The organism is Halomonas sp. AOP7-B1-5, from assembly GCF_052353045.1.
Lineage (GTDB): Bacteria > Pseudomonadota > Gammaproteobacteria > Pseudomonadales > Halomonadaceae > Vreelandella > Vreelandella colorata.
Map to the genome: position 1 here is coordinate 16978 of NZ_JBQTDC010000035.1, position 25256 is coordinate 42233.

Sequence of the window (25256 nt, forward strand, 5' to 3'; positions counted from 1 at the left end):
GCAGCAGGCACGCAGATTATCCAACTCTCTATCAAGGGGAAACCATGTCGCAATCGCATGAATTCGACTACATCATTATCGGCGCTGGCTCAGCGGGGAACGTACTGGCCACGCGTCTAACCGAAGATAACGATTTCAGCGTTTTGCTATTGGAAGCCGGTGGTCCGGACTATCGGCTCGATTTTCGTACCCAAATGCCAGCAGCACTTGCCTTTCCACTCCAGGGAAAGCGCTACAACTGGGCGTTTGAAACCGACCCGGAGCCCTATATGGATGGCCGCCGGATGGAGTGTGGCCGGGGCAAAGGATTGGGCGGATCTTCACTGATCAACGGCATGTGCTACATCCGCGGCAACGCGCTGGATTACGATAGCTGGGCCAAGCAGCCCGGCCTGGAAGATTGGAACTACTTAAGCTGTCTACCCTACTTTAAAAAATCGGAAACCCGTGACATTGGCCCGAACGATTACCACGGTGGCGACGGCCCGGTCAGCGTTACCACACCCAAAGACGGTAACAATCCGCTTTATCGAACCTTTATTGAAGCAGGCAAACAGGCAGGCTACCCCGAGACACAGGACGTTAACGGCTACCAGCAGGAGGGCTTTGGCCCTATGGATCGATTCGTTACGCCCAAGGGGCGGCGCGCCTCCACGGCAAGGGGCTATCTGGATATCGCCAAACAGCGCACCAACCTGACCATTAAAACCCATGCCGTTACCGATGTGATTACGTTTGACGGTAAACGCGCGGTGGGCGTGCGCTATGAGCGCAAAGGGAAAGCACAGACAGCTCGTGCCCGGCGAGAAGTACTGCTGTGCGGCGGCGCCATTGCCTCACCGCAAATTCTGCAGCGCTCAGGCGTAGGCAATCCCGAGCTGCTCGAGTCGTTAGGTATTGAGGTAGTTCATGCGCTGCCAGGGGTAGGTGAAAATCTTCAAGATCATTTGGAGATGTACATACAATACGAGTGTAAAGAGCCCATTTCGCTCTACCCTGCCCTTAAATGGCACAACCAGCCCATGATAGGCGCCGAGTGGCTATTCAAAGGAACGGGGATTGGTGCCAGCAACCAATTTGAAGCGTGTGCGTTTATCCGCAGCCGTGATGAAGAAGAGTGGCCTAATCTGCAGTACCACTTTTTACCCATCGCGATTAGCTATAACGGTAAAAGCGCTGTTCAAACCCATGGATTTCAGGCCCACGTGGGCTCCATGCGCTCTGAAAGCCGCGGGCGCATTAAGCTAACCTCTAAAGATCCCCACGCCGCGCCCAGCATTTTGTTTAATTACATGTCCAAGGCCAAAGACTGGCAAGAGTTTCGCGACGCGATTCGCCTGACCCGCGAGATTATCGCCCAGCCGGCGTTCGATCGATATCGAGGCCGCGAGGTTGCCCCCGGCGGTAAGGTACACACCGACGAAGCGCTTGATGAGTTCGTCAAACAGCATGCTGAAACGGCGTATCACCCTTGTGGCAGCTGCCGAATGGGCGAGGACGTGCTTTCGGTAACGGATAGCCAGGGCCGGGTACACGGCTTGGAAGGACTACGCGTAGTCGATGCCTCGCTGTTCCCGATAATTCCCACCGGCAACCTGAACGCGCCGACGATCATGCTCGCCGAAAAGATCGCTGACCGCATCCGCGGCCGCGAGCCGTTGCCAGCCGCCCAGGTCGATTACCATATCGCCAACGGCACACCGGCCAAACGGGTATAAATGGCGTTTAAAAACGTACTGAAAAAATAGCGCTTAAAGAAGGTGGATTACTTCACAAAACGCCACGGCTTACGGCCGTGGCATTTTTTTACTAGGCTACTATTAATAAATGTGACTTGTATTAATGCAGTGTGGCTTGCGCTGAACGGCGCTGGTCTGCCAATATTCAAACATCTGTTCGAATACACCTCACGCTTATGCCCTACTCAGCTGGTTAACGCGATAGACTGAGCAACGATAATAATCGGACAGCGCCTAATAATACATGGAGACGTTCTATGCTCACCCTACTACTTGTAATTCTTGCCGTGGTTGGCCTGCTAATAATCATGCGGCGCGAAGCAGGCGCTTCGGCGGCACTCACGCTGCTTGGCATACTGGGGTTGGTTGGCCTGCTGGTTGATGCCACGTTTATCGGCGTGGTGCTGCTTATCGGCGCCATTGCCGTTGCAGCGGCTGGCCTGCCCGCACTACGCAAACAGTGGCTCACGCCGCGTGTGTTTAATATCTTTAAGAAAGTAGCCCCCAAAGTTTCGGATACCGAGCGTACGGCGCTTGAAGCGGGGAGCGTCTCCTGGGATGGCGAGCTGTTTTCAGGCAAGCCCCAGTGGAGCAAGCTACTCAGCTATACAGATGAGGGCTTGCGCGAAGACGAACAAGCCTTTCTGGACATCCAGTGTGCCAAAGCGGCCGGTATGTGTAACGCCTGGGATATCGCCCAGGAGCGTGCTGACTTGCCTCAGCAGCTATGGGACTACCTGAAAAAAGAAGGCTTCTTCGGGATGATTATTCCCAAGGAGTACGGTGGTCTGGGCTTCTCGGCTAAAGCGCAGTCCATGGCGCTGCAGAAGCTCTCCGCCAATGAGACACTGATGGTTACCGTCGGCGTCCCCAACTCGCTCGGCCCGGGCGAGTTGCTGCTCAAGTACGGTACCGAAGAACAGAAAAACCACTACCTGCCTCGCCTGGCCGACGGCCGTGAAATCCCCTGCTTTGGCCTGACCGGCCCGCGCGCCGGCTCCGATGCCACGTCGCTTCCTGACGTTGGCGTGGTATGCAAAGAAGTCATCGATGGCAAGGAAGTACTTGGCCTTCGCTTAACGTTCGAAAAACGCTGGATTACCCTGGCACCCATTGCCACCGTGGTTGGCTTGGCCTTCCGTTTATTCGACCCTGAAAAGCTTCTGGGCAATGAAGAAGACCGCGGCATTACCCTTGCCTTAATTCCGCGCGATACCCAAGGTATGGAGATTGGCCGCCGTCACCACCCGATCGGCAGCCCGTTTATGAATGGCCCGATTAAAGGCGTGGATGTCTTTGTACCGCTGGATACCATCATCGGCGGCGAAGATATGATTGGCCAGGGCTGGCGTATGCTGGTGGAGTGCTTATCCATCGGCCGCTGTATCACCCTGCCCTCCGGCGCTACCGGTACCGCCCGTTATGCACTGGGCTGGAGCGGTGGTTTTACCCGCGTTCGCCGCCAGTTCAACGTGCCTGTGGCCGAAATGGAAGGTGTTCAAGAGCCGTTAGCCCGTATGGCCGCTCTGGCCTATATCTCTCAGGCAACGGTTTATCAAACGGCTAACCTGATTGATCATGGTGAAAAACCTGCGGTTCCCTCGGCTATTCTCAAAAGCCAGCTGACCGAATTCCAGCGCGTGCTATTAAGCGACGCGATGGATGTGCATGGCGGCAAAGCGGTTACCCTCGGCCCGCGTAACTATTTAGGTATTGGCTATAGTGCCAACCCGGTTGCGATTACCGTGGAAGGCGCCAACATCATGACGCGCAACCTGATGATCTTTGGTCAAGGCGCGATTCGCTGCCATCCCTACGTGCTGGATGAGCTAGCCGCCAAAGACGCCAATGATATCAAGGCATTTGATAAAGCCTTCTTTAGCCATGCGGGCCTTATTTTCGGTAACGCTGCGCGTGCGTTCACCATGGGGCTGGGGTTTGGTAAGGAAAGCGTGCCGTTTGACGGGCCAGCCGCTGCGTATGCGCAAGACATTGCACGCCTATCCGCCGGATTTGGCCTATGTGCCGACGCCGCCATGGCAAGCCTTGGCTCAGCGCTGAAAAAGCGCGAAATGCTTTCAGCCCGTTTGGGTGATGTGCTCTCAAACCTTTACTTAGCCTCCATGGTGCTTAAGCAGTGGCAGGCAGGTGAAAAAGTAGAAGGTGAAGACGCTCTGCTCCACTACAGCTGCCGCTTTCTGCTACACCGCGCCGAACAAGCCTTTGTTGAGATTTTCGACAACCTGCCTAACCGGGCATTAGGCCGTGTACTTAATGCGATAGTGATGCCTACCGGTCGTCGTTGGGATAAACCCCATGATGATTTAGCTCGCGACATCGCCAAGCGTGTTTCTACCCATAGCGCGCTGCGCACCAAGCTGCTTCAAAACACCTGGGATGCCGATGACGGTGAACAGCCTAACCCGCTGGCCCGCTACAACGCTCTACTGGTCGACTATGACCGTGCTGAAGCGATCTATCGTACGGTTAACAAGGCCTATGCCAAGGGTGAGCTGCCACAGACGGCGCTTCACCCAGAAGCGCGGGTTGAAGTCGCCTTTGAAAAAGGGCTGATCAGCGAAGAAGAAACTGTCTTTATGCGTGAATTCGAAACCCAGGTACTTGAGATGTTGACGGTGGACGACTTTGCCTACGATGCGTTTGCTATCAATAAAGACACCCTCATTGATCACAACGCTAAAAAGGCGGCTCCCATTCACCAACAGCAGACAGAAAACGCTAAATAAGCATTGGTGTCCAAATAAGCACTGAATCTCACGTAACAGCCCTTAACCGGCTCCATTATGGAGCCGGTTTTTTAATCTTTATCTACGCCTAAAAGCGTATCCCAATTACCCAAAAACGCATTGCGAGTTCACAAACGGTCAACTAGCCTTTCGGAAACGAAAGCAAAAAACCTAATAACCAACGCCGTTTAATCAATTTTCAACAGCACGCACGATCTAATGATCATCCCCAATTGATCATCTCCAATAACAATGACGCTTGCGAGATCGGCATGTCCTTACATTTGCAAAAGGTTGATCACATCGTTAACGGTGTGGCGCACATCAGTGAAATAGACTTAGCCCTTGAACCGGGCTCCTTCAATGTGCTCTTGGGCCGTACGCTAGCGGGTAAAACTACGCTTATGCGTCTTATGGCAGGGCTTGAGCCCCCTACTCAAGGAAAGATCATCCTGGATGGCAAAGACGTGACCAACGTCTCCGTGCGCAAGCGCAATGTTTCCATGGTGTATCAGCAGTTTATCAACTACCCCAGCCTCACCGTTTACGACAACATTGCCTCTCCGCTCAAGCTTGCCAAACATCCTAAAAGCGAAATTGACAAGCGGGTGGGCGAAATAGCCGAGATGCTGCATATCGAACACCTGCTTAACCGCTACCCTGAAGAGCTTTCCGGCGGCCAGCAGCAGCGCACCGCCATGGGGCGAGCGTTGGTCAAGGATGCCGATCTAATCCTGTTCGATGAACCGCTGGTCAATCTTGACTACAAGCTGCGTGAAGAACTGCGTGACGAACTGCGCGAACTGTTCAAGGCGCGCAACTGTATTGCGGTATACGCCACGACCGAACCCAACGAGGTGCTGGCGCTGGGCGGCAACACGGCGGTGCTGCACGAAGGCAAGCTGCTTCAGTACGGCCCTACCGAACAGGTCTACCGTGAGCCCAACGGCCGCTTTAGCGCCGAGATGTTTTCTGAGCCGCCCATTAACATTGTGCCCGGCCAGCTTACCGATACCGAAATCACCTTTGATCAAACGCTGCATTTTCCCTGCGATGACAATCTCAAACGCCTTGAACCGGGTGATTACGACTTTGGTGTGCGCGCGTCCCACCTCACCCTGGTGCCACAAAGCGCCGATGATCTGGCGCTGGATGTGCATGTAGACGTTGCCGAAATCAGTGGTTCAGAAACCTTTCTGCATGTTCACCACGAGTGCTTTCCGCTGGTACTTCATCTGGCAGGCATCCACCAATACAGCGTCAATGAGCCGCTGAAAGTCTACTTCCCTACCCATCAACTTTACGCCTTCAACAAACAGGGTCATACGGTTCACACGCCTGCGCGTCAGGGAGGAGCTGCCCATGGCTGAAATCACCCTTAAAGGCCTCGCACACTCCTATGAAAAAACGCCCACCCATGCAGCGGACTATGCCATTCGGCAGATGGACCACGTATGGCACCAGGGTGGCGCCTATGCGCTGTTAGGGCCCTCAGGGTGTGGTAAGTCAACGCTGCTCAATATTATTTCAGGGCTGCTTGAACCCTCTGAGGGTGACGTGCTGTTTGACGGCCAACGGGTAAATGAGCTGCCCCCTGAAGAGCGCAACATTGCCCAGGTGTTCCAGTTCCCGGTGATCTACGACACCATGACGGTGTTCGACAACCTCGCCTTTCCGCTGCGTAACATGAACACCCCCGAGCATCGCGTGAAACCCAAGGTGCTCGAAGTCGCCGATATTCTGGGCCTTACCCCGCTGTTAAAACGTAAAGCCAAGAACCTGACTGCCGATGAGAAGCAGAAGGTTTCCATGGGACGTGGTCTGGTGCGCGATGATGTAACGGCCATTTTGTTTGATGAGCCGCTGACCGTGATCGACCCGCAGTTGAAGTGGAAGCTGCGCCGCAAGCTCAAGGAGATTCACGAACGCTTCAATATCACCATGATCTACGTGACCCACGACCAGCTCGAAGCCTCTACTTTCGCAGATAAAATTGCCGTGATGTACGAGGGGCAGGTGGTTCAGTTCGGCACCCCGCGAGAGCTGTTTGAGCGTCCCGCGCATACCTTTGTAGGCTATTTCATTGGCAGCCCCGGCATGAACTTCCTGGCAGTAAAATATCAAGGCGGTCAGGTAATGTTCGGCTCACAGCCCCTACCGGTCAGCGCGCCGCTCAAGCACGCTATCGCCAGCGCGAACGCCAGCAATATCAAGCTGGGTATCCGCCCGGAATTCATCACTATCAGCTCCCACCAGACGACCGAAGGCATACCCATAGAGGTGACCAGCTTGCAGGATCTTGGCACCTACTCCCTGTTGACCTTCAGACTCAACGGGCAATCCTTCAAGGCACGCCTGCCCGAAGGCCACCCGCCGGTTGGTGAAACGGCGTTCGCGCACTTCGATAATGCCCATGTTGCGCTGTATATCGATGAATATCGGGTGGAGGCTGAGCATGAATAACAAAGTACCCAATAATAAAGCCTGGCTGCTGGTGCTTCCCATGCTGGTACTGGTGGCGTTCTCCGCCATCATCCCGCTGATGACCGTGGTCAACTACTCGGTGCAGGATGTGCTTGGCCCCAACGCGAGATTTTTTACCGGCACCGAGTGGTTTGAAAGCATGCTCAATGACAGTGCTCTTCAAGCAGCATTTCTTCGCCAGATTTCCTTCTCGCTGATTATTCTCGCCATTCAGATTCCGCTGGGAATCGGCATTGCGTTGATCATGCCCAAACGCGGCTGGCAGGCCTCAGCGGTACTGATCTTGATTACCCTGCCGTTGCTCATCCCTTGGAATGTGGTGGGCAGTATCTGGCAAATCTTTACCCGGGGAGATATCGGCTTGATGGGCTGGGGTCTGCGCGAGCTGGGCGTTGACTACAATATCACCCGCAACGCGGGCGATGCCTGGGTGACAATCGTGCTGATGGACGTCTGGCACTGGACGCCGCTGGTCGCGATGCTCTGCTACAGCGGCCTGCGCTCGATTCCTGAAGCTTACTACCAGGCCGCACGCATTGACCGCGCCTCCAAATGGGCCGTGTTCCGCTATATCCAGTTGCCCAAGCTGACCAATGTCCTGGTGATTGCCGTACTGCTGCGCTTCATGCACTCGTTCATGATTTACGCCGAGCCCTTTGTACTGACCGGCGGCGGGCCGGGCAGCGCCACCACGTTCCTGAGCCAGTCACTGACGACCATGGCGGTCGGACAGCAGGATCTGGGCCCTTCGGCGGCATTTTCGCTGATCTATTTTCTGGTCATTCTGCTGGTGAGCTGGGTGTTCTATACCACCATCATGCACATGCAGAAAGACAAGCACCCGCACGGAGGTGCCTAGCATGAGCTACCAACTCGAAAACACTCAGCGCGGCGAAAAGTACACCACCATTTTCAGCAAGGTAACGCCCGCCCAGCGGCGTAACCGCAACGCCCGCTCGCGTTGGCGTGCCAACTGCCTGCTTGGCCTCTATCTGATATTGATGATTCTGCCCATCTATTGGCTGATCAATATGTCGCTGCAGACCAATAGCGAAATTCTCGGCTCAATGACCCTGTGGCCACAAAACCTTACCTTCGATAACTATATCGGCATCTTTACCAATTCGAGCTGGTACATGGGCTACGTCAACTCGATGCTCTACGTGGCGATGAACATGCTCATCACTATCTGCGTAGCGCTGCCGGCCGCTTATGCCTTTAGCCGCTTCACCTTCATTGGCGACAAGCATCTGTTTTTCTGGCTGCTGACCAACCTGATGGCCCCACCTGCGGTATTCTTGCTGCCCTACTTTCAGCTCTACTATTCGGTCGGCCTGTTCGATACCCATATTGCCGTGGCGCTGGCCCACTGCCTGTTCAATATCCCGCTGGCGATCTGGATTCTTGAAGGCTTCATGAGCAGTGTGCCCAAAGAGATTGATGAAACGGCCTATATCGATGGCTACAGCTTTCCGCGCTTTTTCGTCAAGGTTTTCATCCCCATGATCCGCTCGGGTATCGGCGTCACGCTGTTCTTCCTGTTCATGTTCTCTTGGGTGGAGCTTCTACTGGCCCGTACGCTAACCGCGACCAGTGCCCAGCCTATCGGCATGATCATGACACGCACGTCTACCGCCTCCGGCATTGACTGGGGCACCCTGGCCGCCGCCGGGGTTCTCACCATTATCCCCGGCATTCTGGTCGTCTACTTCGTTCGTAATCATATCGCCAAGGGCTTTGCCCTGGGCCGTACCTGAGGAGATTCGCCATGTCCTGGATGGTATGGACCATGCCCACCGCCATATTCTTTTCGTCCATTGCGGCCATGCTGGCAGGGATGACGATATGGGAGATTCTGTCACCCACCATAGAGCGCAAAGGTTTCTTGCCCATTTCCACCACGCGCGGGGATAGGCTGTTTATCGGTCTGCTCACTGCTGCGTTTATCCATCTGGGTGTGATTGGCTTCACCTCACTATCCATCTGGATTGCACTAGCGGTATCAGCCATATGGCTGTTGATATTAATGCGCTGGGGCTAGCTGCCAGCGTTTAATCGGTATCAGGGACGGCCAAGCCATCAGGGAAGAACACAACAAAACGAGGTCACCATGCCAAAGCATTACAACAAATTCAGACTGACCACTCTCGCCGCGAGCCTGCTGCTAGCCTCGGGCGCGCTGTCAGCCCAGGAAAATGACGCTCGCGCCATCGCCGAACGCCTGGTCGATGAGCACTTTCAAAACTCAACGCTAAGCCGTGAAGAGCAGATCGAGGAGCTGATGTGGTTTGCCAACACTGCCGAGCCTTTCCGGGGCATGGATATTCAAACCGTGGCCGAAGGCCTCACGACTCACGTATATGAAAGTGAGGTTCTGACTGAAGCCTTTCAAGAACTGACCGGCATCAACGTCACCCACAACATCATTGGTGAGGGCGATGTGGTGGATACCATGCAGAATCAGATGCAGTCGGGTAACAGCATCTACGATGGTTTTGTGAACGATACCGACTCCATCGGCACGCATATCCGCTATGGCACGACGGTCAATCTGTCTGAAGCGATGGAAAATGAGTGGTCTGACTACACGCTGCCCACGCTGGACCTGGACGACTTTATTGGCTTGCAGTATGGCACCGGGCCGGACGGCAGCCTGTTCCAACTGCCCACCCAGCAGTTTGCCAACCTCTACTGGTTCCGCCATGATTGGTTCCAGCGCGAGGATCTGCAGGAACAGTTCCGGGAAATTTATGGCTACGACCTGGGGGTACCGACCAACTGGACAGCCTATGAAGACATTGCCGAGTTCTTCTCCGAACACGTGGGTGAAATCGATGGCGTCAAGGTATACGGCCATATGGACTACGGCCGCCGCGACCCGTCCCTGGGCTGGCGCTTCCACGATTCCTGGCTCTCCATGGCAGGCATGGGCAGCCCAGGCATCCCCTCAGGCAACCCGGTGGACGACTGGGGTATTCGCGTCAACGAAGATAGCCAGCCGGTAGGCGCCAGCGTGAGTCGCGGCGGTGCTACCAACTCGCCGGCATCGGTATTTGCGATGCAAAAAGCGGTCGATTGGCTACGCGATTTCGCACCACCTGAAGCTCAGGGCATGACCTTTGGGGAAGCAGGGCCGGTACCTGCGCAGGGGCATATCGCCCAGCAGATCTTCTGGTACACCACCTTTACGGCCGACATGGTCGACCCGGCAGTAGCGGTGACGGATGACGAAGGTAACCCTCTATGGCGCATGGCCCCTTCGCCTACCGGCCCATATTGGGAAGAGGGCATGAAGGTAGGCTACCAGGACGTGGGGGCATGGACGTTCTTCGACTCGACGCCTGAAGACCGCCGCACAGCTGCCTGGCTTTTCGCCCAGTTTACCGTGGCAAAAACGGTATCGCTTGAAAAGCTCATGCACGGTTTAACGCCCATTCGCGAGTCTGACATCTTCTCCGAACAGATGACCGAAATGGCCCCCAAGTTGGGCGGCCTGGTGGAATTCTACCGCAGCCCCAACGAGTCCAACTGGACACCTACTGGAACCAACGTGCCTGACTACCCACGTATGGCACCGCTTTGGTGGCAAAACCTGGCGCCGGTAATGAGCGGTGAAGTCTCGCCTCAGGAAGGTCTGGACAAGCTGGCAGCGGAAATGGACAGCACCATGAACCGCCTGGCACGCGCCAATGTCTTCGATAGCTATGCGCCGGTACTCAACGAAGAGGAGGATGCCCAGATCTGGCTAGACCGCGAAGGCGCGCCAAAACCCAAGCTTGATGACGAGATGCCCCAGGGCACGACGGTACCTTACGAAGAGATGATGGAAGCCTGGATGGCGGCTGGTTCACGCCAGGAGTAGCTAAGCACCCACCTGCAGGGCGGACAACCGCCCTGCACTAGGCATAATTGACAAGAAACCCTTAAGCGTAAAGCAACCTTCATTGATCGCTGCATCATGAAGGCAGCTTTTATGATCACCAATGTTCACTTTCAAACTTGAAAGATCGAAAACGATCACATATCCTTTCACAAATGAACATAACCGTTTCTAGCTCCGGCTAATACGCTTACCTATCCCACCAATGAGGCTTCCATGACGCTGCGCGAACAAAACGTTAGTCAATTAGCGAGCACCACCTTTGACGCGCTGGTGATTGGTGGCGGTATTAACGGTGCGGCCAGCGCAGCGGCGTTGGCTGGCAAAGGGGCGCGTGTCGCACTGATCGATCGTGGCGACTTCGCGGGTAGCACCAGCATGCACTCCTCTAATCTGGTATGGGGAGGTATCAAATATATGGAGAGCAATGATTTTGGCTTGGTGCGTAAACTTTGCAAAAGCCGCAACCACTTAATCAAGAGCTACCCTTCTACGGTGCAGGAAATTCGCTTTCTTACCACCATCACCAAAGGCTTTCGTCACTCGCCACGCTATCTCTGGGCGGGCACATGGCTTTATTGGTTAATGGGTAACGGGTTTACCAAACGCCCGCGCCTGCTCGCACCTAAGCATATTAAACACGAAGAACCCATTATCAATATCGACCGCTCTATAGGTGGGTTTGAATATTCCGACGCCTATCTCCACGATAACGATGCACGGTTCGTGTTCAATTTTATACGCCACGCGCTCGACTTCGGCGCGACAGCGGCCAACTATGTGGAGTCGCTGGGTGCTCAACGTAAAGACGGCGTATGGGTCACCAAAGCTCGTAATACCATGGATGGCAGCACATTTGAAATACGCGCCAAAGTATTGATTAACGCTGCGGGGCCATGGGTCGACCATCACAATGAGCTTACCGGCGAGCAAACGTCTCATCAGCACCTTTACTCCAAGGGCATTCATCTGATTGTGCCCCAACTGACGGACTCGAAGCGCGTCCTGGCCTTCTTTGCTGACGATGGGCGGCTATTTTTTGTAATACCCATGGGCAACCGGACCTGCATTGGCACAACCGACACCCATATGGATCACCCTGATGCGGTGGTTACCCAGGAAGACATCGATTTCGTGTTGGATAATATTAATAAGCGGCTAACGCTGGATAAGCCACTTACCCCCAGTGATATTATTTCTACCCGTTGCGGCGTGCGTCCCCTGGCCGTGGAATCAGATCAAGGTAGCGATCGTGATTTTCTGCAGCTTTCGCGTAAACACGTGATCGACACTAATATCGATAACGCGCATATCAGTATTTTCGGCGGCAAGCTTACCGATTGCTTAAACGTGGGCGATGAAATCTCTGATGCACTGCTCGCGCTCGGCATAACGTTACCCAAGCCTGATTTTCACTGGTATGGCGAACCGGCATTGCCCATCAAGCAGCAGTTTATGGCGCAGGCCAAACGTATGGATCTTGATTCGATGACCGCGCCAACGTCGTCAGAGCCTCTTTCGATACGCCTATGGCGTCGCTACGCCGATAAAGCCTTCGCGATGCTTGAGCAAATCGAAAAAGACCCAAGCCAAGGGGCATTATTGATTGAAGGCACCGAATATATTCGCGTTGAGCTTGAACATGCGCGCGATCATGAAATGATTACCGAGCTTGAAGACTTCCTGCGTCGGCGCTCCAAAATATCGCTTGTGGTTGACCAGGAGCAGCTGCGCCATTCAGAAGGTTTAAAACAGGCGTGCCGCGTGCTGTTTGGCGAACAGGCCGAACAACGGCTCGCCACCTATTTTGATAATCGCGTTAATACTGCGCAGCCTGAAGCCCTGCAAGCATAGTGCGATAATCATCTCGGTACTTTGAAAGGTTCACTTCACGAAATATAGAGCTACTTATAAAAAAAGCCCCTTCAAACGCTGAAGGGGCTGAGTATCAGACGCTCAACCTCACGCCGTCACCTACTCTTCATTAATGATAAGCAGCTGTGAATCACCGGACAGCACCTCATCCCAGGCTTCATCAAGCGTACAGCCCTTTCGACTATCGATAGTATCGATCACTTCAACGGCGTGCTGGAGCGACTCACGGTTGTTTTTAAGAGCGAGCACCAGTTTAGCCAAATCTAGTTTGCTAAACGTACTGGCTATCTGGTCGGCCTGCTGGCTAAGTTCAATACAGTTCATGGTCAGTACCTCATGGTATGGTCATCCGCTGCTGTGTGCGTATCCATCAACACATAGGCAGTCGTCTAATGGCGTATGGTGACGTTGCTACTCATGCCAGGCCGGATAAGTGCCTGGTTCGGTGACTGCGAACGGTCGCAAGCTTTATAGACCTTCGCCCTTTAGCGCCTGGTTATGCTGAAGCACTATGGTTACGTAGCAGGGCTTGAATAGGATAATCGGGATAGCGACCCCCTACCTAAGCCACGCTTTTACTATGGGAGATGGATGGCAAACCAACAATGCATCATTGGACGCACACCGGGTTGTAGCTCGACTACATTAGCCATCAACAGCGCCTAAACGTGTCAAAGACTTACAGCGGCTAAGGTGAAGAGTGAAGGCAGCGTAGCCATCGATTGAGCGTTATGGCTACGCGAGGTTTTTACCGGTGGGGATTTATCCGCTCTCGCTTAGGCGACATGCAACATAACTTCATATTGCGAAAGCAACTGCCGAATAGCCTCTGGCGGCTTACGGTCAGTAAACAGCGCATCCAGCTGTGATAGGTTGCCTTGACGCACCACCGGATTACGGTGGAATTTGGAATAGTCAGCTGCCAGATACACCCGCCGTGAATTGGCAATGATAGCCTGCGCTACCCGTGCTTCCTGGTAGTCAAACTCCAGAAGCGAGCCGTCTTCGTCGATACCGCTGATGCCAATAATGCCGTAATCAACCTTGAACTGATTGATAAAATCGATCGTGGCTTCACCGATAATACCGCCATCCCGAGAGCGCACCTGCCCACCGGCGATAATCACGTTGAAGTCTTCTTTATGCTGCAAAATAGCCGCCACGTTCAGGTTGTTGGTGATGATCTCCAACCCCTGATGCTCAAGCAGCGCCTGGGCAATCACCTCATTGCTGGTGCCGATATTGATGAACAGCGATGCATGGTTAGGAATGTGCTGTGCCAGGCAGTGCGCTATACGCTCCTTTTCTTCCAGATGAAGCGTTTTACGCGTGCTGTAAGCCGTATTCACGGTGCTTGATTCAATACCCACGCCCCCATGAACACGCCGGGCCCGCCCTTCATTAGCTAAGGTATTTAAATCACGCCGAATGGTTTGTGGCGTTACAGCGAAGTGATCAGTCAGCTGCTCAATGCTCATATAGCCGTGTTGGCGAACCAGCTCGACGATCGCATCCTGACGGTATTGTTGGTTCATAGGCCCGGCCCGTTCACTTTGTAATTATCGCTAAGCGTAACAGGGTAATAAAATTTTCGAAATCTGATGTTCTTGATGAATAGTTCTTGATGAATAGCTCTTGAGGGATAGCTGTAATAAATAGCATTGGGCAAAGGGCCGGGCCGCTTACCGAACGCACGTTTACATCTTATAGCGGCCACACCCATAAGATCGCAGGCAACGCGACGATTAACACCACGATCGAAAGCGGCAGCCCTAACTTCCAATAGTCGCCAAAGCTATACCCGCCGGGACCTAATACCAACGTGTTGGACTGATGCCCAATGGGCGTTAAAAAAGCACACGAGGCACTGACGGCCACCACCATCAAAAATGGGTCGAGCGATACATCAAAACCCTGAGCCAGGCTCGCCGCAATAGGTGCCATCAGCAGCGCTGCAGCAGCATTGTTCACCACGTTTGAAAGCAGCATGGTAAGCACGAACAGACCAATCAAGGAGATAAAGATGGGCCACTCGGCACCCAAAGTAAGCAAGGTGTTAGCGACAATATCGGCCCCGCCGCTTGTTTCCAGGGCCTCCCCCACGGGCAGCATCGCGGCAAGCAATACGATGACCGGCCCATCAATTGCCTGATAGCCATCACGCAGGGGCAATACACCGATCAACAACGAAACCACGGCGGCACTGCTCATCGCCACGGCCGCAGGCAACAGGTCCAACAGCATGGCGACAATCGCCAGGGCAAATATTCCGATAGAGATAGCCAGCTTACGCGGCTGACCTAAATTAAGCGCCCGGCTGGCTAGGGGCAGGCAGCCGAGAGTTGAAAGGCTATCGCTTATCTCATTTTCGCTGCCCTGGAGCAGCAGGACATCCCCGGTTTTAAAGCGGATATCCCTTAGCCGCTGTTTCAAACGGCTACCATCCCGGGCGACGGCCACTAGGTGCAAGCCAAACTGCTGATTTAAACGCAGCTGCCGTACACTGCGGTTATTCATCATCGAGTCATTACGTACTACAGCTTCGATCAGCTGTAGCCCTTCGGTATTGACCGGTTGGCGGGCATCTGTGCTGTCCGCTTCGTCCTCGGTAGTTTTATCGGTTGTCGCATCGTTTTCATCCGGCGCTTCTTCTGGCTCGGCTATAGCGCTTAAACCCACTTTATCTTCCAGAAGCTTAAGCTCATCGGGCCCAGCCTCCAGCAGTAGAATATCGCCCTCTTGCAAGATGCCATGAAAAGAGTAGCCCGCCCGGCGGTTATCGTCACGCACGACGGCAAGTACAGGAATAGCTTCTTCAAGCTCATCGCGCAGCTGAGGCAGCGTTAGACCGTTGGCTTTAGAGTCTTTAGTGACGTTTAGCTCTACCAAGTAATTCGCGGTATCAAACATCTCGTCGGTAGAGGATTGCCCGCTACGCTTTGGTGTTAAGCGCCAGCCAATGAGCACAATAAAGGCCAGACCCGCCCCAGCTACCGCGATGCCTACGGGTGAAAAGCTGAACATGCCAAAGTTTTCGCCGGTAATATTACCTCGATACGTAGAGATAATAATGTTGGGTGGCGTGCCAATCAGCGTAGTAAGGCCGCCCAATAACGAACCGAAGGCAAGCGGCATCAGAAGTATTGAAGGCGAGGTATCATGTTCCCGGGCGAGACGCATGGCGACCGGCAGTAACAGCGCCAGCGCACCAACGTTATTCATAATCCCTGACAGCACCACGACGGTACCCACCAGCACCAGCAGCTGGAGGATTAGCCGATCACCCACTTTCAGCACCTGGTTAGAGATAATATCCACGACGCCAGAACGCTCAAACCCCCGGCTTAACACCAGTACGGCAGCAACGGTAATCACTGCAGGGTGACCAAATCCGGCAAACGCTGAATCAGCGGGCACAAGGCCTAACATCACCGATGCTAAAAGCGCCGTCAGGGCCACCAAGTCATAACGAAAGCGCCCCCAAACAAATGCCATGAGCGTTAACCCCAGTACCATAAATACCAGGGTGCTGGGCGCCAAACCGATCATTTCTGCCGCCATGCCAATCACCTCCTTGTGCCGCCATTGGGTATGAGCAAGGCGACTGCAGTACTCTATCGGCTTGCTTTTCTGAGCCGCCACATAAGCTAACGGTCAAATAACCCTCACACATTAGGCGATATTTATACAACCGTATAGGCCCTGCAGATGATGAAGAATAATAAAAAGTTTTCACTTACCTGCCCTTAGCGCCAGAAATCGATAAAATAATAGCGCTTAAGATTTTTTAGCATACTGGAGGTCATATGAACTTGTGTCATCGCTTGCGCGAGGCTGCCCAGCCTTACTGGAATGCCTCGGTCAATCACCGCTTTGTAGACCAACTGCTTGAAGGGCAAATAGCGGATGACGTTTTTGCTCGCTACCTAATTCAGGACTTCCGTTTTTGCGATAGTTTTGTACGCCTACTCGGCGCGGCGGTCTGCGCCGCCGACGACCCGGAAGCCCGTCTGACCCATGCGCGTCAGCTGTCGGTGTTGGCGGGTAGTGAATATCGCTATTTTATCGACTCATTCGAAGCATTAAACATCCCCGAAACACAGTGGCGACACTCCCCGCTGGCAGAGCCAACCCAGGCGTTTATTGCGCTGATGGAGCAGGCCTGTGACTCCCAGGACTATGCATTCATCCTGGTCGTACTGGTCGTTGCCGAATGGCTTTATCTTGAGTGGGCCCAACGCGCAGAGGAGCCGCTGCCTTCTCGGCCAGAGCACCGCGACTGGATCGTGCTGCACAACGAGCCTGACTTTGTTCGCTGGGTGAGTTTTTTATGCGATGAGCTTAACCGTGTGGGCGCCGAGCGCGAATTTGAAACGCTGAGCAAGCCGTTTATTGAAGCCAGCCAAATCGAGCAGCGCTTCTTTGACATGGCGTTTGATAACGAGCATTGAGCCGACCGCTTTGCCCCTGACCAATAAAAGCCGCCAGAATAAACGGCGGCCTTTGCTTAAAATATACGACCCTTTCAGGGAAGCAGCACGGTTGACCCCGTGGTTTGACGGTTTTGCAGCGCATCCTGCGCCTTGCCCGCGTCGGCCAACGCATAGCGGTTAGCAACGTCAATTTTGATTTTGCCACTTTCAATCATGCTGAAGAAATCTTCACACATCATTTCCAGGCGCTCGCGCGTATCGGCATAGCCATTAAGGCTGGGGCGCGTTACAAAAAGCGAGCCTTTCTGATTGAGAATGCCGATATTCACGCCATCTACCGGGCCTGATGAATTACCAAAGCTCACCATCAACGAGCGAGGCTTCAAGCAGTTTAGAGAAATTTCCCAGGTGTCCTTACCCACGGAGTCGTAAACCACGTCACACATCTCGCCGTTGGTCAATTCACGTACCCGCTCAACCACGTCTTCTTCGGTGTAGTTAATCGTTGCCCAGGCGCCATTCGCCATGGCTAAATCAGCCTTCTCTTTCGAGCTGACCGTACCGATCAGCTTGACGCCCAAAGCCTTGGCCCACTGACATGCGATAGAACCCACCCCACCCGCTGCGGCATGAAACAGAATCGTCTCGCCACCTTTTAGCTCATGGGTCTGGCGTAAAAGGTACTGCACGGTAAGGCCTTTCAGCATGCTGGCGGCGGCCGTTTCAAAATCGATAAAGTCGGGAAGCTTAATCACTTTTGCAGCGGGCAACGTATGCAGTTCGGCGTAAGCGCCCAACGGCCCTTGAGCGTACGCTACCCGATCGCCCTCTTTTAGATGGGTCACGCCCTCGCCAAAAGCGTCGACAACACCTGCGCCCTCGGTTCCCAGGCCTGTTGGCATGGAAGGCGCCGGGTAAAGCCCGGTACGGAAATAGATATCGATAAAGTTAAGCCCAACGGCTTTATTGGCAATTCTTACTTCACCAGCACTCGGCGCTTTCGGCTCAGCATCGGCCCATTCCAGCACCTCGGAACCACCTGTTTTGGAAAGCTGAATACGCTTGGACATAAATGAAACTCCTTGTTAATTATTGGCAACACTAGGTGCTGTTATCCAACCGCGTCACGCTTTAGAAATCAAGCAATCCCTTGAGCTTACTCACATCGACCGCGCTTGAGTGACACGCTGATGTCATAGGCTCGTGCTAAACTCAGATCACTTTAACCGGTAACGCTTTTGGACGAACGATGACCCATCCCGCTATTACGCTTCCCACGCTGATTGCCCATCGCGGGTACTCCGCCGCCGCCCCAGAAAACACCCTTGCCGCCGTGCGCGCAGCTTATGAAGCGGGCGCCCGCTGGGTGGAGCTTGATGTTCAGCTACTCGGCGATGGCACGCCGGTTATCTGGCACGATGCTGATGTAGCGCGCTGCTCGGATGGGCGCGGCGCGCTTAATAGGCTCACTTGGCCAGAGGCCCAGGCATTAGATGTCGGCAGCTGGTTTAGTGATCGTTTTGCTGGCGAAAAAATAGCAAGCCTCGAGGTGATGCTCGAGCTTCTTAACGAGCTGGAAATGGGCGTCAACCTGGAAATCAAGGTCAACAAGGGCCGCGACCCTATTGAGCTGGTTGATCGCGTCATGCCAGAAGTACTGGAGGCCCTACCTCCCGAGCGTCTGGTTATCTCGTCCTTCGATCTTAGCGCGCTTCACCACTGCCGCACCTTTGCTTCTAAAAAAGACCTGGCGCTGGGGGTTTTGTTTGGCAGCACGCCCAAAGCGTGGCGTACTCAGTGTGAGGCCGTTGACGCGTATAGCATTCATCCGCACTGGCCCCGCCTGAAACGCGCCCAGGCTGACGCCATGCATGAAGCGGGCTATCAGCTCCTTTGCTACACCGCCAACGACCCCAGCGCCTTTCAGAGCCGTTGGAGCTGGGGGATTGCTAGCGTGATTACTGATGAACCTGCTATTTTTCAGCGCTTTCTGGATAATCAACGCTTAGCCAAACAGTAAGGGATAACAATGAAGTATGTAGGTGCCCATGTAAGTGCTGCCGGGGGTGCAGATCAGGCGGTACATCGGGCGGTTGAGATCGGCGCAAATGCCTTTGCACTATTTACCAAAAACCAGCGCCAGTGGCAGGGCAAGCCGCTGACCGAGCAAGCCATCAAGGCATTTAAAGATGCCTGCCGCCAGCACGGCTTTAAACCTGAGCAGATTTTGCCCCACGATAGCTACCTGATTAACCTGGGCCACCCGGAAGCCGAAGGTCTGCAGAAATCGCGCAACGCTTTTTTAGATGAAATGCAGCGCTGCGAGCAGCTAGGTTTAACGCTGCTGAATTTTCACCCAGGCAGCCACTTGAACAAGATCAGTGAAGGCGACTGCTTAAAGCGCATTGCAGAGTCCGTTAATGAAGCTCTCGCCCAGACCATGGGCGTGACCGCGGTGATTGAAAACACCGCCGGGCAAGGCACCAATCTTGGCTGGCGCTTTGAGCATCTTGCTGAAATTATCCAGCATGTCGATGATAAATCGCGCGTCGGCGTGTGTATTGATACCTGCCATGCGTTTGCCGCCGGGTATGATTTGCGCAGCCGCGAGGCAACGCAGGCCACCCTGGATGAGCTTGGCAGCGTTGTAGGATTTGAGTATCTTCGCGGGATGCATTTAAACGATGCGAAAAGCGGTTTTGCCAGCCGGGTAGACCGTCATCACAGCTTGGGAAAAGGTAATATTGGCCTGCCAGCGTTTATCACCATCATGCAGGAGCCACGTATCAGCGGTATTCCCATGATTTTAGAAACCGTCGAGCCTGAAATCTGGGATGAAGAAATCCGCTGGCTGCGTGCTCAAGCGTTGGATGCCGCGCCGGGTAAATAGTGAATAACATCATGAAAGCGTAAACGTGTTGTCGCGGTATTACGCATTGCGTGGGGGCGGTCAGCGAAAAAGCGCAGCCCCTCGCCCACGCCAAGCGTTTGCCAGTGCTCATCAATACGCAGCTCCATTTCTCCTTCAATCACCACAATATGTTCTACCACGCCCTCGGCATGTGGCGTTGACTCACTGATCGCACCGGGCGCCAACTCGATGATGAACATCTCAAAGCCTAACAACGGATCGTAAGGGAAAATCAGCCGTGCCTGCATGCCCGCGCTGTCATCCCCCCATACCGACTCCCCGCTATCCCGGCGCAGTTCGCCCTGCACCGGTTTCTGACTATCGAACAGGGTAGAAAACGACACCCGAAAGCCACTGGCTATTTTCCAGAGCGTTGAGATAGTCGGGCTGGATTCACCGCGCTCGATTTGTCCGAGCATCGCTTTGCTGACTCCGGTTTCACCGGCAGCACGATCCAGGCTCCAATCACACTCTTTACGCAGTCGTTTAACGGTACTGGCAACGTGCTCAGCAATAGCGGGGGGCTGGGTAGGCATTATTATCTCCTCAGGATTTGGCTATTTTACCTCTCTAATCCCCGTTAAAACAGCCAGCCTACTCGGGCTATTACTGAGTTCTTAAATGTTTGATCGTTCAAGCATCTAGCGCTTACGGGCAAGCGTCAGGGTTTATAAAACGTTAGGATTTATAAAGCTTCGGTGTTTATTCTAAATCCCAATCTTCAACCCAATTGTGCGTTATGACGCACAGTGATAGTGTGACCTTTGTGCGCTATAGCGCACATAAAAATTTAATCATAGCCATTAATTGATAGACATCCAGCCACCTTAGAGGAGCGCAGTATGGCGGCCAATAATGATGCTATAGAACAGGCCCAGCCGCCTGCCAAGCGGCCCGCCTTCTGGCAAGATGTCAGCCTTTCAACCGTCACTGCAGGATTTGTCGCGGTCACGATTGGCTATACAAGTTCTGCTGCGATTATCTTTCAGGCAGCCGAAGCCAGCGGCGCCTCTGCCGCGCAAATCAGTTCCTGGCTTTGGGCGCTGGGTATTGGCATGGGGTTTACATCCTTTGGCCTTTCATTGCGTTATCGCATGCCGCTGCTTACCGCCTGGTCTACGCCGGGGGCAGCTTTTCTGGCGACCAGCTTGCCGGGCATTCCGCTTGAAGAAGCTATCGGGGCTTTTCTTTTCTCGGCGCTATTGATCACCCTATGCGGAGTAACCGGCCTTTTTGAGCGCTTGATGCGCTACATTCCCGGCGCGATTGCGGCAGCGATGCTGGCCGGTATTTTGCTGCGCTTTGGCCTTGAGCTATTTAACGCGATGGAAAGCCAGTGGCTAATGCCCCTGGTGATGCTAGCCGCCTGGGTAATGGGTAGGCGCCTTTGGCCAACACTGGCGGTGCCCGGCGTACTGTTAACCGGCGTAGCGGTTGCAGTACTGCAGGGGCAAATCAATCTGCAGGGTATTCCGCTGTCCCCCACTATGCCTGTGTTTATGACGCCTGCGTTTTCAATTGCCACATTAATCGGCGTGGGCATTCCGCTTTTTGTTATCACCATGGCAACGCAGAATCTGCCGGGCATGGCGGTATTACGGGCTGCGGGCTATCAAGTTAACAGCTCACCGCTGATCAGTTGGACCGGTGGGGCCTCTCTGCTTCTTGCGCCCTTTGGTGGTTTTGCGCTCAATATGGCCGCCATCAGCGCTGCGGTTTGCATGGGCCCAGATGCTCATGCCGACCCTCGCCGCCGCTATACGGCGGGTATGGCCGCCGGCGTTTTTTATATCATCATGGGGATTTTCGGTGCTACGGTGACCGGGGTGTTTAATGCGCTCCCCAGCGTGCTGGTTATCGCCCTGGCGGGCATTGCGCTATTGGGTACGCTTGCCGGAGGTTTGGCAAGCGCCTTTGCCGATAGCCGTCATCGCGATGCGGCCATAGTCACCTTTTTGCTGACGGGTTCGGGCATTACGCTGCTTGGCATTGGCGGGCCTTTCTGGGGTTTAGTGGCAGGATTGATTACCCTGAAACTTACCGCTGCCAAATAGCCTGCCCATAAAACGACAAAACCCCATACGCGTAAGCGTCTCTGGGGTTTTGTGTAGCAACGCAGCCGTTGGGCAATTTACATGGTTGCCAGGCGCTCTTCATCCATTACGCCTGACATCCGCACCATGGCGAGCGCTTCTTCCAGGTTGTCCATCTCTTCAATCATCACCAGCTCGCTTTTTAAACTCACCGGCTTGCCCGCTTTATCGGACAGCAGCTTTTCAAGTGACGCCACGTTCAACGTATCCTCCAGGTGCAGAACATCAACAGATGCGCTGTTATTGCCTGGCAAATAGATAGTGCCATTTGAAAAATCGACCGCGTAGGCAATAACGCCCGGCACGATAAAAAACAGAAGGCCCACACCGTTGGCAACCGCAATAACCGGGTCGATCTGGCCGCTTAACTGGCCTTTTCGCTCAGGGTGAAACATAGTACCGCAACCACTCAACGTTATAATGGAAGCGCCTACAACGGCCCCCGCTAACCAACGGCGTACAGATTGCTGCATGAAGGTCCCCTCATTAATAAATAGAAACGATAGCGGTATTGAGGCTGAATTATTGAAATAATGCTCGTCATCGCTCGCAAAATCACGGCCATATTAGCACAAACTACCCGGCGCACAGCGCTTATGGCGGCTGCATGATTTTGCCGCCTTAACCGCTAAGACGTACAATGCTCACATTCAACGCTAAGCCAGCGGCTTTTTTAACACTAAGGAATTTTACCGCCCATGCGCGCCAGCCAATTATTAATCGCTACGTTAAAAGAAACCCCGGCCGACGCCGAAGTCATTAGCCACCAGTTAATGCTGCGTGCTGGGATGATTCGCCGCCTCACCTCAGGCCTTTATACGTGGTTGCCTCTAGGCCTGCGTACACTACGCAAAGTAGAAGCTATTGTACGTGAAGAGATGAACCGTGCTGGCGCCCAGGAAGTATTGATGCCCGCCGTTCAGCCAGCCGAGCTATGGCAAGAGTCCGGCCGCTGGGAGCAGTACGGCCCAGAGCTTCTGCGCGTCAAAGACCGTCATGAACGTGACTACTGTGTGGGTCCAACTCATGAAGAAGTGATCACCGACCTCGTGCGCAAAGAGATCGCAAGTTACAAGCAGCTGCCGGTCAATTTCTACCAAATCCAGACCAAGTTCCGCGACGAAATTCGCCCGCGCTTTGGGGTAATGCGCTCGCGTGAGTTCATCATGAAAGATGCCTACTCCTTCCACTTGGATGAAGCATCACTGAAAGAAACATATCAGGGCATGTACGATGCCTACACGCGAATCTTTACTCGCTTGGGTTTGGATTTCCGTCCGGTGATCGCCGATAACGGCTCTATCGGCGGTACCGGGTCCCATGAATTCCATGTGCTCGCAAGTTCCGGCGAGGACGACATCGTGTTCTCCAATGAGTCTGACTACGCCGCCAACATGGAAAAGGCCGAAGCCTTACCAGCGCCGTTAGGTAGCAACGTTGAGCGCGCAGCACCTAGTGAAGAAATCCGTGTAGTGGATACGCCGAACGCCAAAACCATCGCAGCTCTGGTTGAACAGTTTAAACTGCCGATCGAGAAAACCGTCAAAACGCTGATGGTTCATGCTGCCGAAGGCGGATTGATTACGCTGCTGGTGCGCGGCGACCATGAGTTAAACGAGGTGAAGGCAGAAAACCTTCCTCAGGTCGCGACACCACTTACGATGGCCAATGAAGAAGAAATCCGTGCCTCTGTAGGTGCAGGCCCGGGCTCTCTGGGGCCAATCGGCCTTAAGATGCCGGTTATTATTGACCGTAGTGTTGCCTTGATGAGTGACTTCGGCGCGGGCGCGAATATTGATGGCAAGCACTACTTCGGCATTAACTGGGAACGTGATGTTGCCCTGCCCCAGGTTGCCGATTTGCGTAAGGTGCAAGAAGGTGACCCGTCACCCGATGGTAAAGGCACGCTTTCCATCAAACGCGGCATCGAGGTAGGCCACGTGTTCCAGCTGGGTCAGAAATATTCTGAAGCCATGAATGCAAGCGTGCTGGGCGATAACGGCAAAACCAGTCATCCGTGGATGGGGTGCTATGGTATTGGTATTACTCGGGTAGTGGCAGCCGCCATTGAGCAGAACCATGACGACGCAGGAATTACCTGGCCCAATGCAATTGCGCCCTTCCAAGTAGCGCTTGTGCCTATGAATGCGCACAAGTCGCAGCGCGTACGGGAAGAGTCAGAGCGTCTCTACCAAGCGTTAACTACCGCAGGCCTGGACGTCCTACTGGATGATCGCGATACGCGCCCCGGCGTTAAGTTTGCCGACCTGGAACTGATGGGCGTTCCGCATCGCTTGGTAATTGGTGATCGTAGTCTGGATAACGGCGAGCTTGAGTACAAAGGCCGTCGCGACAGTGAAGCAACAATGGTGCCCTCTGAGCATATTGTTGATTTCCTGCTTGAAAAAGCCAGCGTAAACCAGCCCCAGTAAGCGTTAGGCTGCCCACCGCTATGTTCTTTAACGAGTAAGCGTGGCGGTGGGTGGTGGTTAATCAAGCCCTTGGTGGTAGTTAATCAAGCTCTTGGGGTAGCTATTAATTAGCAAAAAAGGGTATCGTTCAAAAACGCATCACGTCGTCATCATTACTTTATGGTTATTAACATTATTCTGCTATAAAAGTGAGCGAAGAATGCACTTTAGAATGCGCCTCTTTTTAACTTTTCTATTGGTTATTCTTCTGTCACAGCTGCCTATCGGTATCCTGCTCGTTATCGACCCCTACTTCGCCTCCTCTACTAAAAGTCCTCAAATCGCTTATTCAGCCCTGTTTAGCGCCTTACCCGATTCGCTGTCAGCGCTTTCAAATGGGTACAGATGGCTAAAAAAAGAACTTCTAGTAAGCTCAATGTTAACCATGGGATGCTTAATTCTTTTTTCGTTATGGATATCCAAACGCTTAAGTTCGCCACTCAGCAAACTCAGCCATACGGCCAGCCAAATAAGCGACGGCTATCGATTTACCCCATCATCCCAAGTCCAAAAACACCCCGAAACCCGGCTTATCAGTAACACAATTCTGACTTTACAAGCCGATATTGAAAAGCGCGACAAAACCTTACTGTTCCAAAACAGAAGTGACCCTCTCACCCAAC

At 53.7% G+C, this 25256-nt stretch carries 21 protein-coding genes; 15 read left to right on the top strand and 6 right to left on the bottom strand.

From position 1 onward, the window contains the following. Positions 1-44: 44 nt before the first annotated feature. The 9 genes from betA to ACT3XD_RS15435 all read left to right on the top strand — a co-directional run bounded on the left by betA (position 45) and on the right by ACT3XD_RS15435 (position 12704). Complete coding sequence (gene betA / locus ACT3XD_RS15395; RefSeq protein WP_192538988.1) at positions 45-1718, top strand: choline dehydrogenase; 1674 nt, start codon at positions 45-47, stop codon at positions 1716-1718. Positions 1719-1996: 278 nt separating this feature from the next. Then, positions 1997-4486, top strand: coding sequence for an acyl-CoA dehydrogenase (locus ACT3XD_RS15400; protein ID WP_192538987.1), 2490 nt, complete (start codon positions 1997-1999; stop codon positions 4484-4486). Between the two features lie 272 nt (positions 4487-4758). Then, positions 4759-5856 carry an ABC transporter ATP-binding protein gene (locus ACT3XD_RS15405; protein WP_192538986.1) on the top strand — a complete coding sequence of 366 codons (1098 nt, stop codon included), beginning with the start codon at positions 4759-4761 and terminating at the stop codon, positions 5854-5856. Continuing rightward, positions 5849-6949, top strand: coding sequence for an ABC transporter ATP-binding protein (locus ACT3XD_RS15410; RefSeq protein ID WP_192538985.1), 1101 nt, complete (start codon positions 5849-5851; stop codon positions 6947-6949). Before ACT3XD_RS15405 ends, ACT3XD_RS15410 begins: the two co-directional genes overlap by 8 nt. After that, entirely contained in the window at positions 6942-7829 is an 888-nt protein-coding gene (locus tag ACT3XD_RS15415; protein ID WP_192538984.1) for a carbohydrate ABC transporter permease, read from the top strand. The genes ACT3XD_RS15410 and ACT3XD_RS15415 overlap by 8 nt, the downstream gene beginning before the upstream one ends. A gap of 1 nt (position 7830) precedes the next feature. After that, the gene (locus ACT3XD_RS15420; RefSeq protein ID WP_192538983.1) at positions 7831-8727 is read left to right on the top strand and encodes a carbohydrate ABC transporter permease; all 897 of its coding nucleotides are present in this window, start codon (positions 7831-7833) and stop codon (positions 8725-8727) included. Positions 8728-8738: 11 nt separating this feature from the next. Beyond that, positions 8739-9011, top strand: coding sequence for a DUF2160 domain-containing protein (locus ACT3XD_RS15425; protein ID WP_192538982.1), 273 nt, complete (start codon positions 8739-8741; stop codon positions 9009-9011). Between the two features lie 69 nt (positions 9012-9080). Then, positions 9081-10832, top strand: coding sequence for an ABC transporter substrate-binding protein (locus ACT3XD_RS15430; protein WP_192538981.1), 1752 nt, complete (start codon positions 9081-9083; stop codon positions 10830-10832). Positions 10833-11066: 234 nt separating this feature from the next. Further along, positions 11067-12704, top strand: coding sequence for a glycerol-3-phosphate dehydrogenase/oxidase (locus ACT3XD_RS15435; RefSeq protein ID WP_192538980.1), 1638 nt, complete (start codon positions 11067-11069; stop codon positions 12702-12704). Between the two features lie 120 nt (positions 12705-12824). On the opposite strand, the gene ACT3XD_RS15440 is transcribed toward ACT3XD_RS15435, so the two are convergent. From ACT3XD_RS15440 to ACT3XD_RS15450, 3 genes are all read right to left on the bottom strand, one after another. Further along, positions 12825-13049, bottom strand: coding sequence for a hypothetical protein (locus ACT3XD_RS15440; RefSeq protein WP_192538979.1), 225 nt, complete (start codon positions 13047-13049; stop codon positions 12825-12827). Between the two features lie 452 nt (positions 13050-13501). After that, a complete protein-coding gene (locus tag ACT3XD_RS15445) occupies positions 13502-14260 on the bottom strand; it encodes a DeoR/GlpR family transcriptional regulator (RefSeq protein ID WP_192538978.1) in 759 nt (252 codons plus the stop codon). A gap of 169 nt (positions 14261-14429) precedes the next feature. Continuing rightward, positions 14430-16286 carry an SLC13 family permease gene (locus ACT3XD_RS15450; protein ID WP_192538977.1) on the bottom strand — a complete coding sequence of 619 codons (1857 nt, stop codon included), beginning with the start codon at positions 16284-16286 and terminating at the stop codon, positions 14430-14432. Positions 16287-16531: 245 nt separating this feature from the next. On the opposite strand from ACT3XD_RS15450, the gene ACT3XD_RS15455 reads away from it, so the two are divergent. Then, on the top strand, positions 16532-17176 hold the full coding sequence (locus ACT3XD_RS15455) for a TenA family protein (protein ID WP_192538976.1): 645 nt from the start codon (positions 16532-16534) through the stop codon (positions 17174-17176). Positions 17177-17250: 74 nt separating this feature from the next. Here the strand turns inward: ACT3XD_RS15455 and ACT3XD_RS15460 are convergent, their stop codons facing one another. Continuing rightward, entirely contained in the window at positions 17251-18228 is a 978-nt protein-coding gene (locus ACT3XD_RS15460; protein WP_192538975.1) for an NADPH:quinone reductase, read from the bottom strand. 179 nt (positions 18229-18407) lie between these two features. Between ACT3XD_RS15460 and ACT3XD_RS15465 the strand changes: the two genes are divergently transcribed. Continuing rightward, positions 18408-19178, top strand: a complete 771-nt coding sequence (locus ACT3XD_RS15465; protein WP_192538974.1) for a glycerophosphoryl diester phosphodiesterase — start codon at positions 18408-18410, stop codon at positions 19176-19178. A 9-nt stretch (positions 19179-19187) separates the two neighbouring features. Then, positions 19188-20048 carry a deoxyribonuclease IV gene (gene nfo, locus ACT3XD_RS15470; protein ID WP_192538973.1) on the top strand — a complete coding sequence of 287 codons (861 nt, stop codon included), beginning with the start codon at positions 19188-19190 and terminating at the stop codon, positions 20046-20048. Here nfo and ACT3XD_RS15475 read toward each other — a convergent pair. Next, a complete protein-coding gene (locus ACT3XD_RS15475) occupies positions 20018-20605 on the bottom strand; it encodes a helix-turn-helix domain-containing protein (RefSeq protein ID WP_192538972.1) in 588 nt (195 codons plus the stop codon). The genes nfo and ACT3XD_RS15475 overlap by 31 nt on opposite strands. A gap of 306 nt (positions 20606-20911) precedes the next feature. On the opposite strand from ACT3XD_RS15475, the gene ACT3XD_RS15480 reads away from it, so the two are divergent. Beyond that, positions 20912-22123: a benzoate/H(+) symporter BenE family transporter gene (locus ACT3XD_RS15480; RefSeq protein WP_225736245.1), complete on the top strand. Its 1212-nt coding sequence runs from the start codon at positions 20912-20914 to the stop codon at positions 22121-22123. 77 nt (positions 22124-22200) lie between these two features. On the opposite strand, the gene ACT3XD_RS15485 is transcribed toward ACT3XD_RS15480, so the two are convergent. Beyond that, positions 22201-22635 (bottom strand): hypothetical protein, encoded by a 435-nt coding sequence (locus tag ACT3XD_RS15485; RefSeq protein ID WP_192538971.1) that lies wholly within the window; start codon positions 22633-22635, stop codon positions 22201-22203. Between the two features lie 225 nt (positions 22636-22860). On the opposite strand from ACT3XD_RS15485, the gene ACT3XD_RS15490 reads away from it, so the two are divergent. Then, positions 22861-24594, top strand: coding sequence for a proline--tRNA ligase (locus tag ACT3XD_RS15490; protein ID WP_192538970.1), 1734 nt, complete (start codon positions 22861-22863; stop codon positions 24592-24594). Between the two features lie 199 nt (positions 24595-24793). Then, the coding region (locus tag ACT3XD_RS15495) for a hypothetical protein (RefSeq protein WP_444280607.1) at positions 24794-25256 on the top strand (463 nt) is incomplete at its 3' end.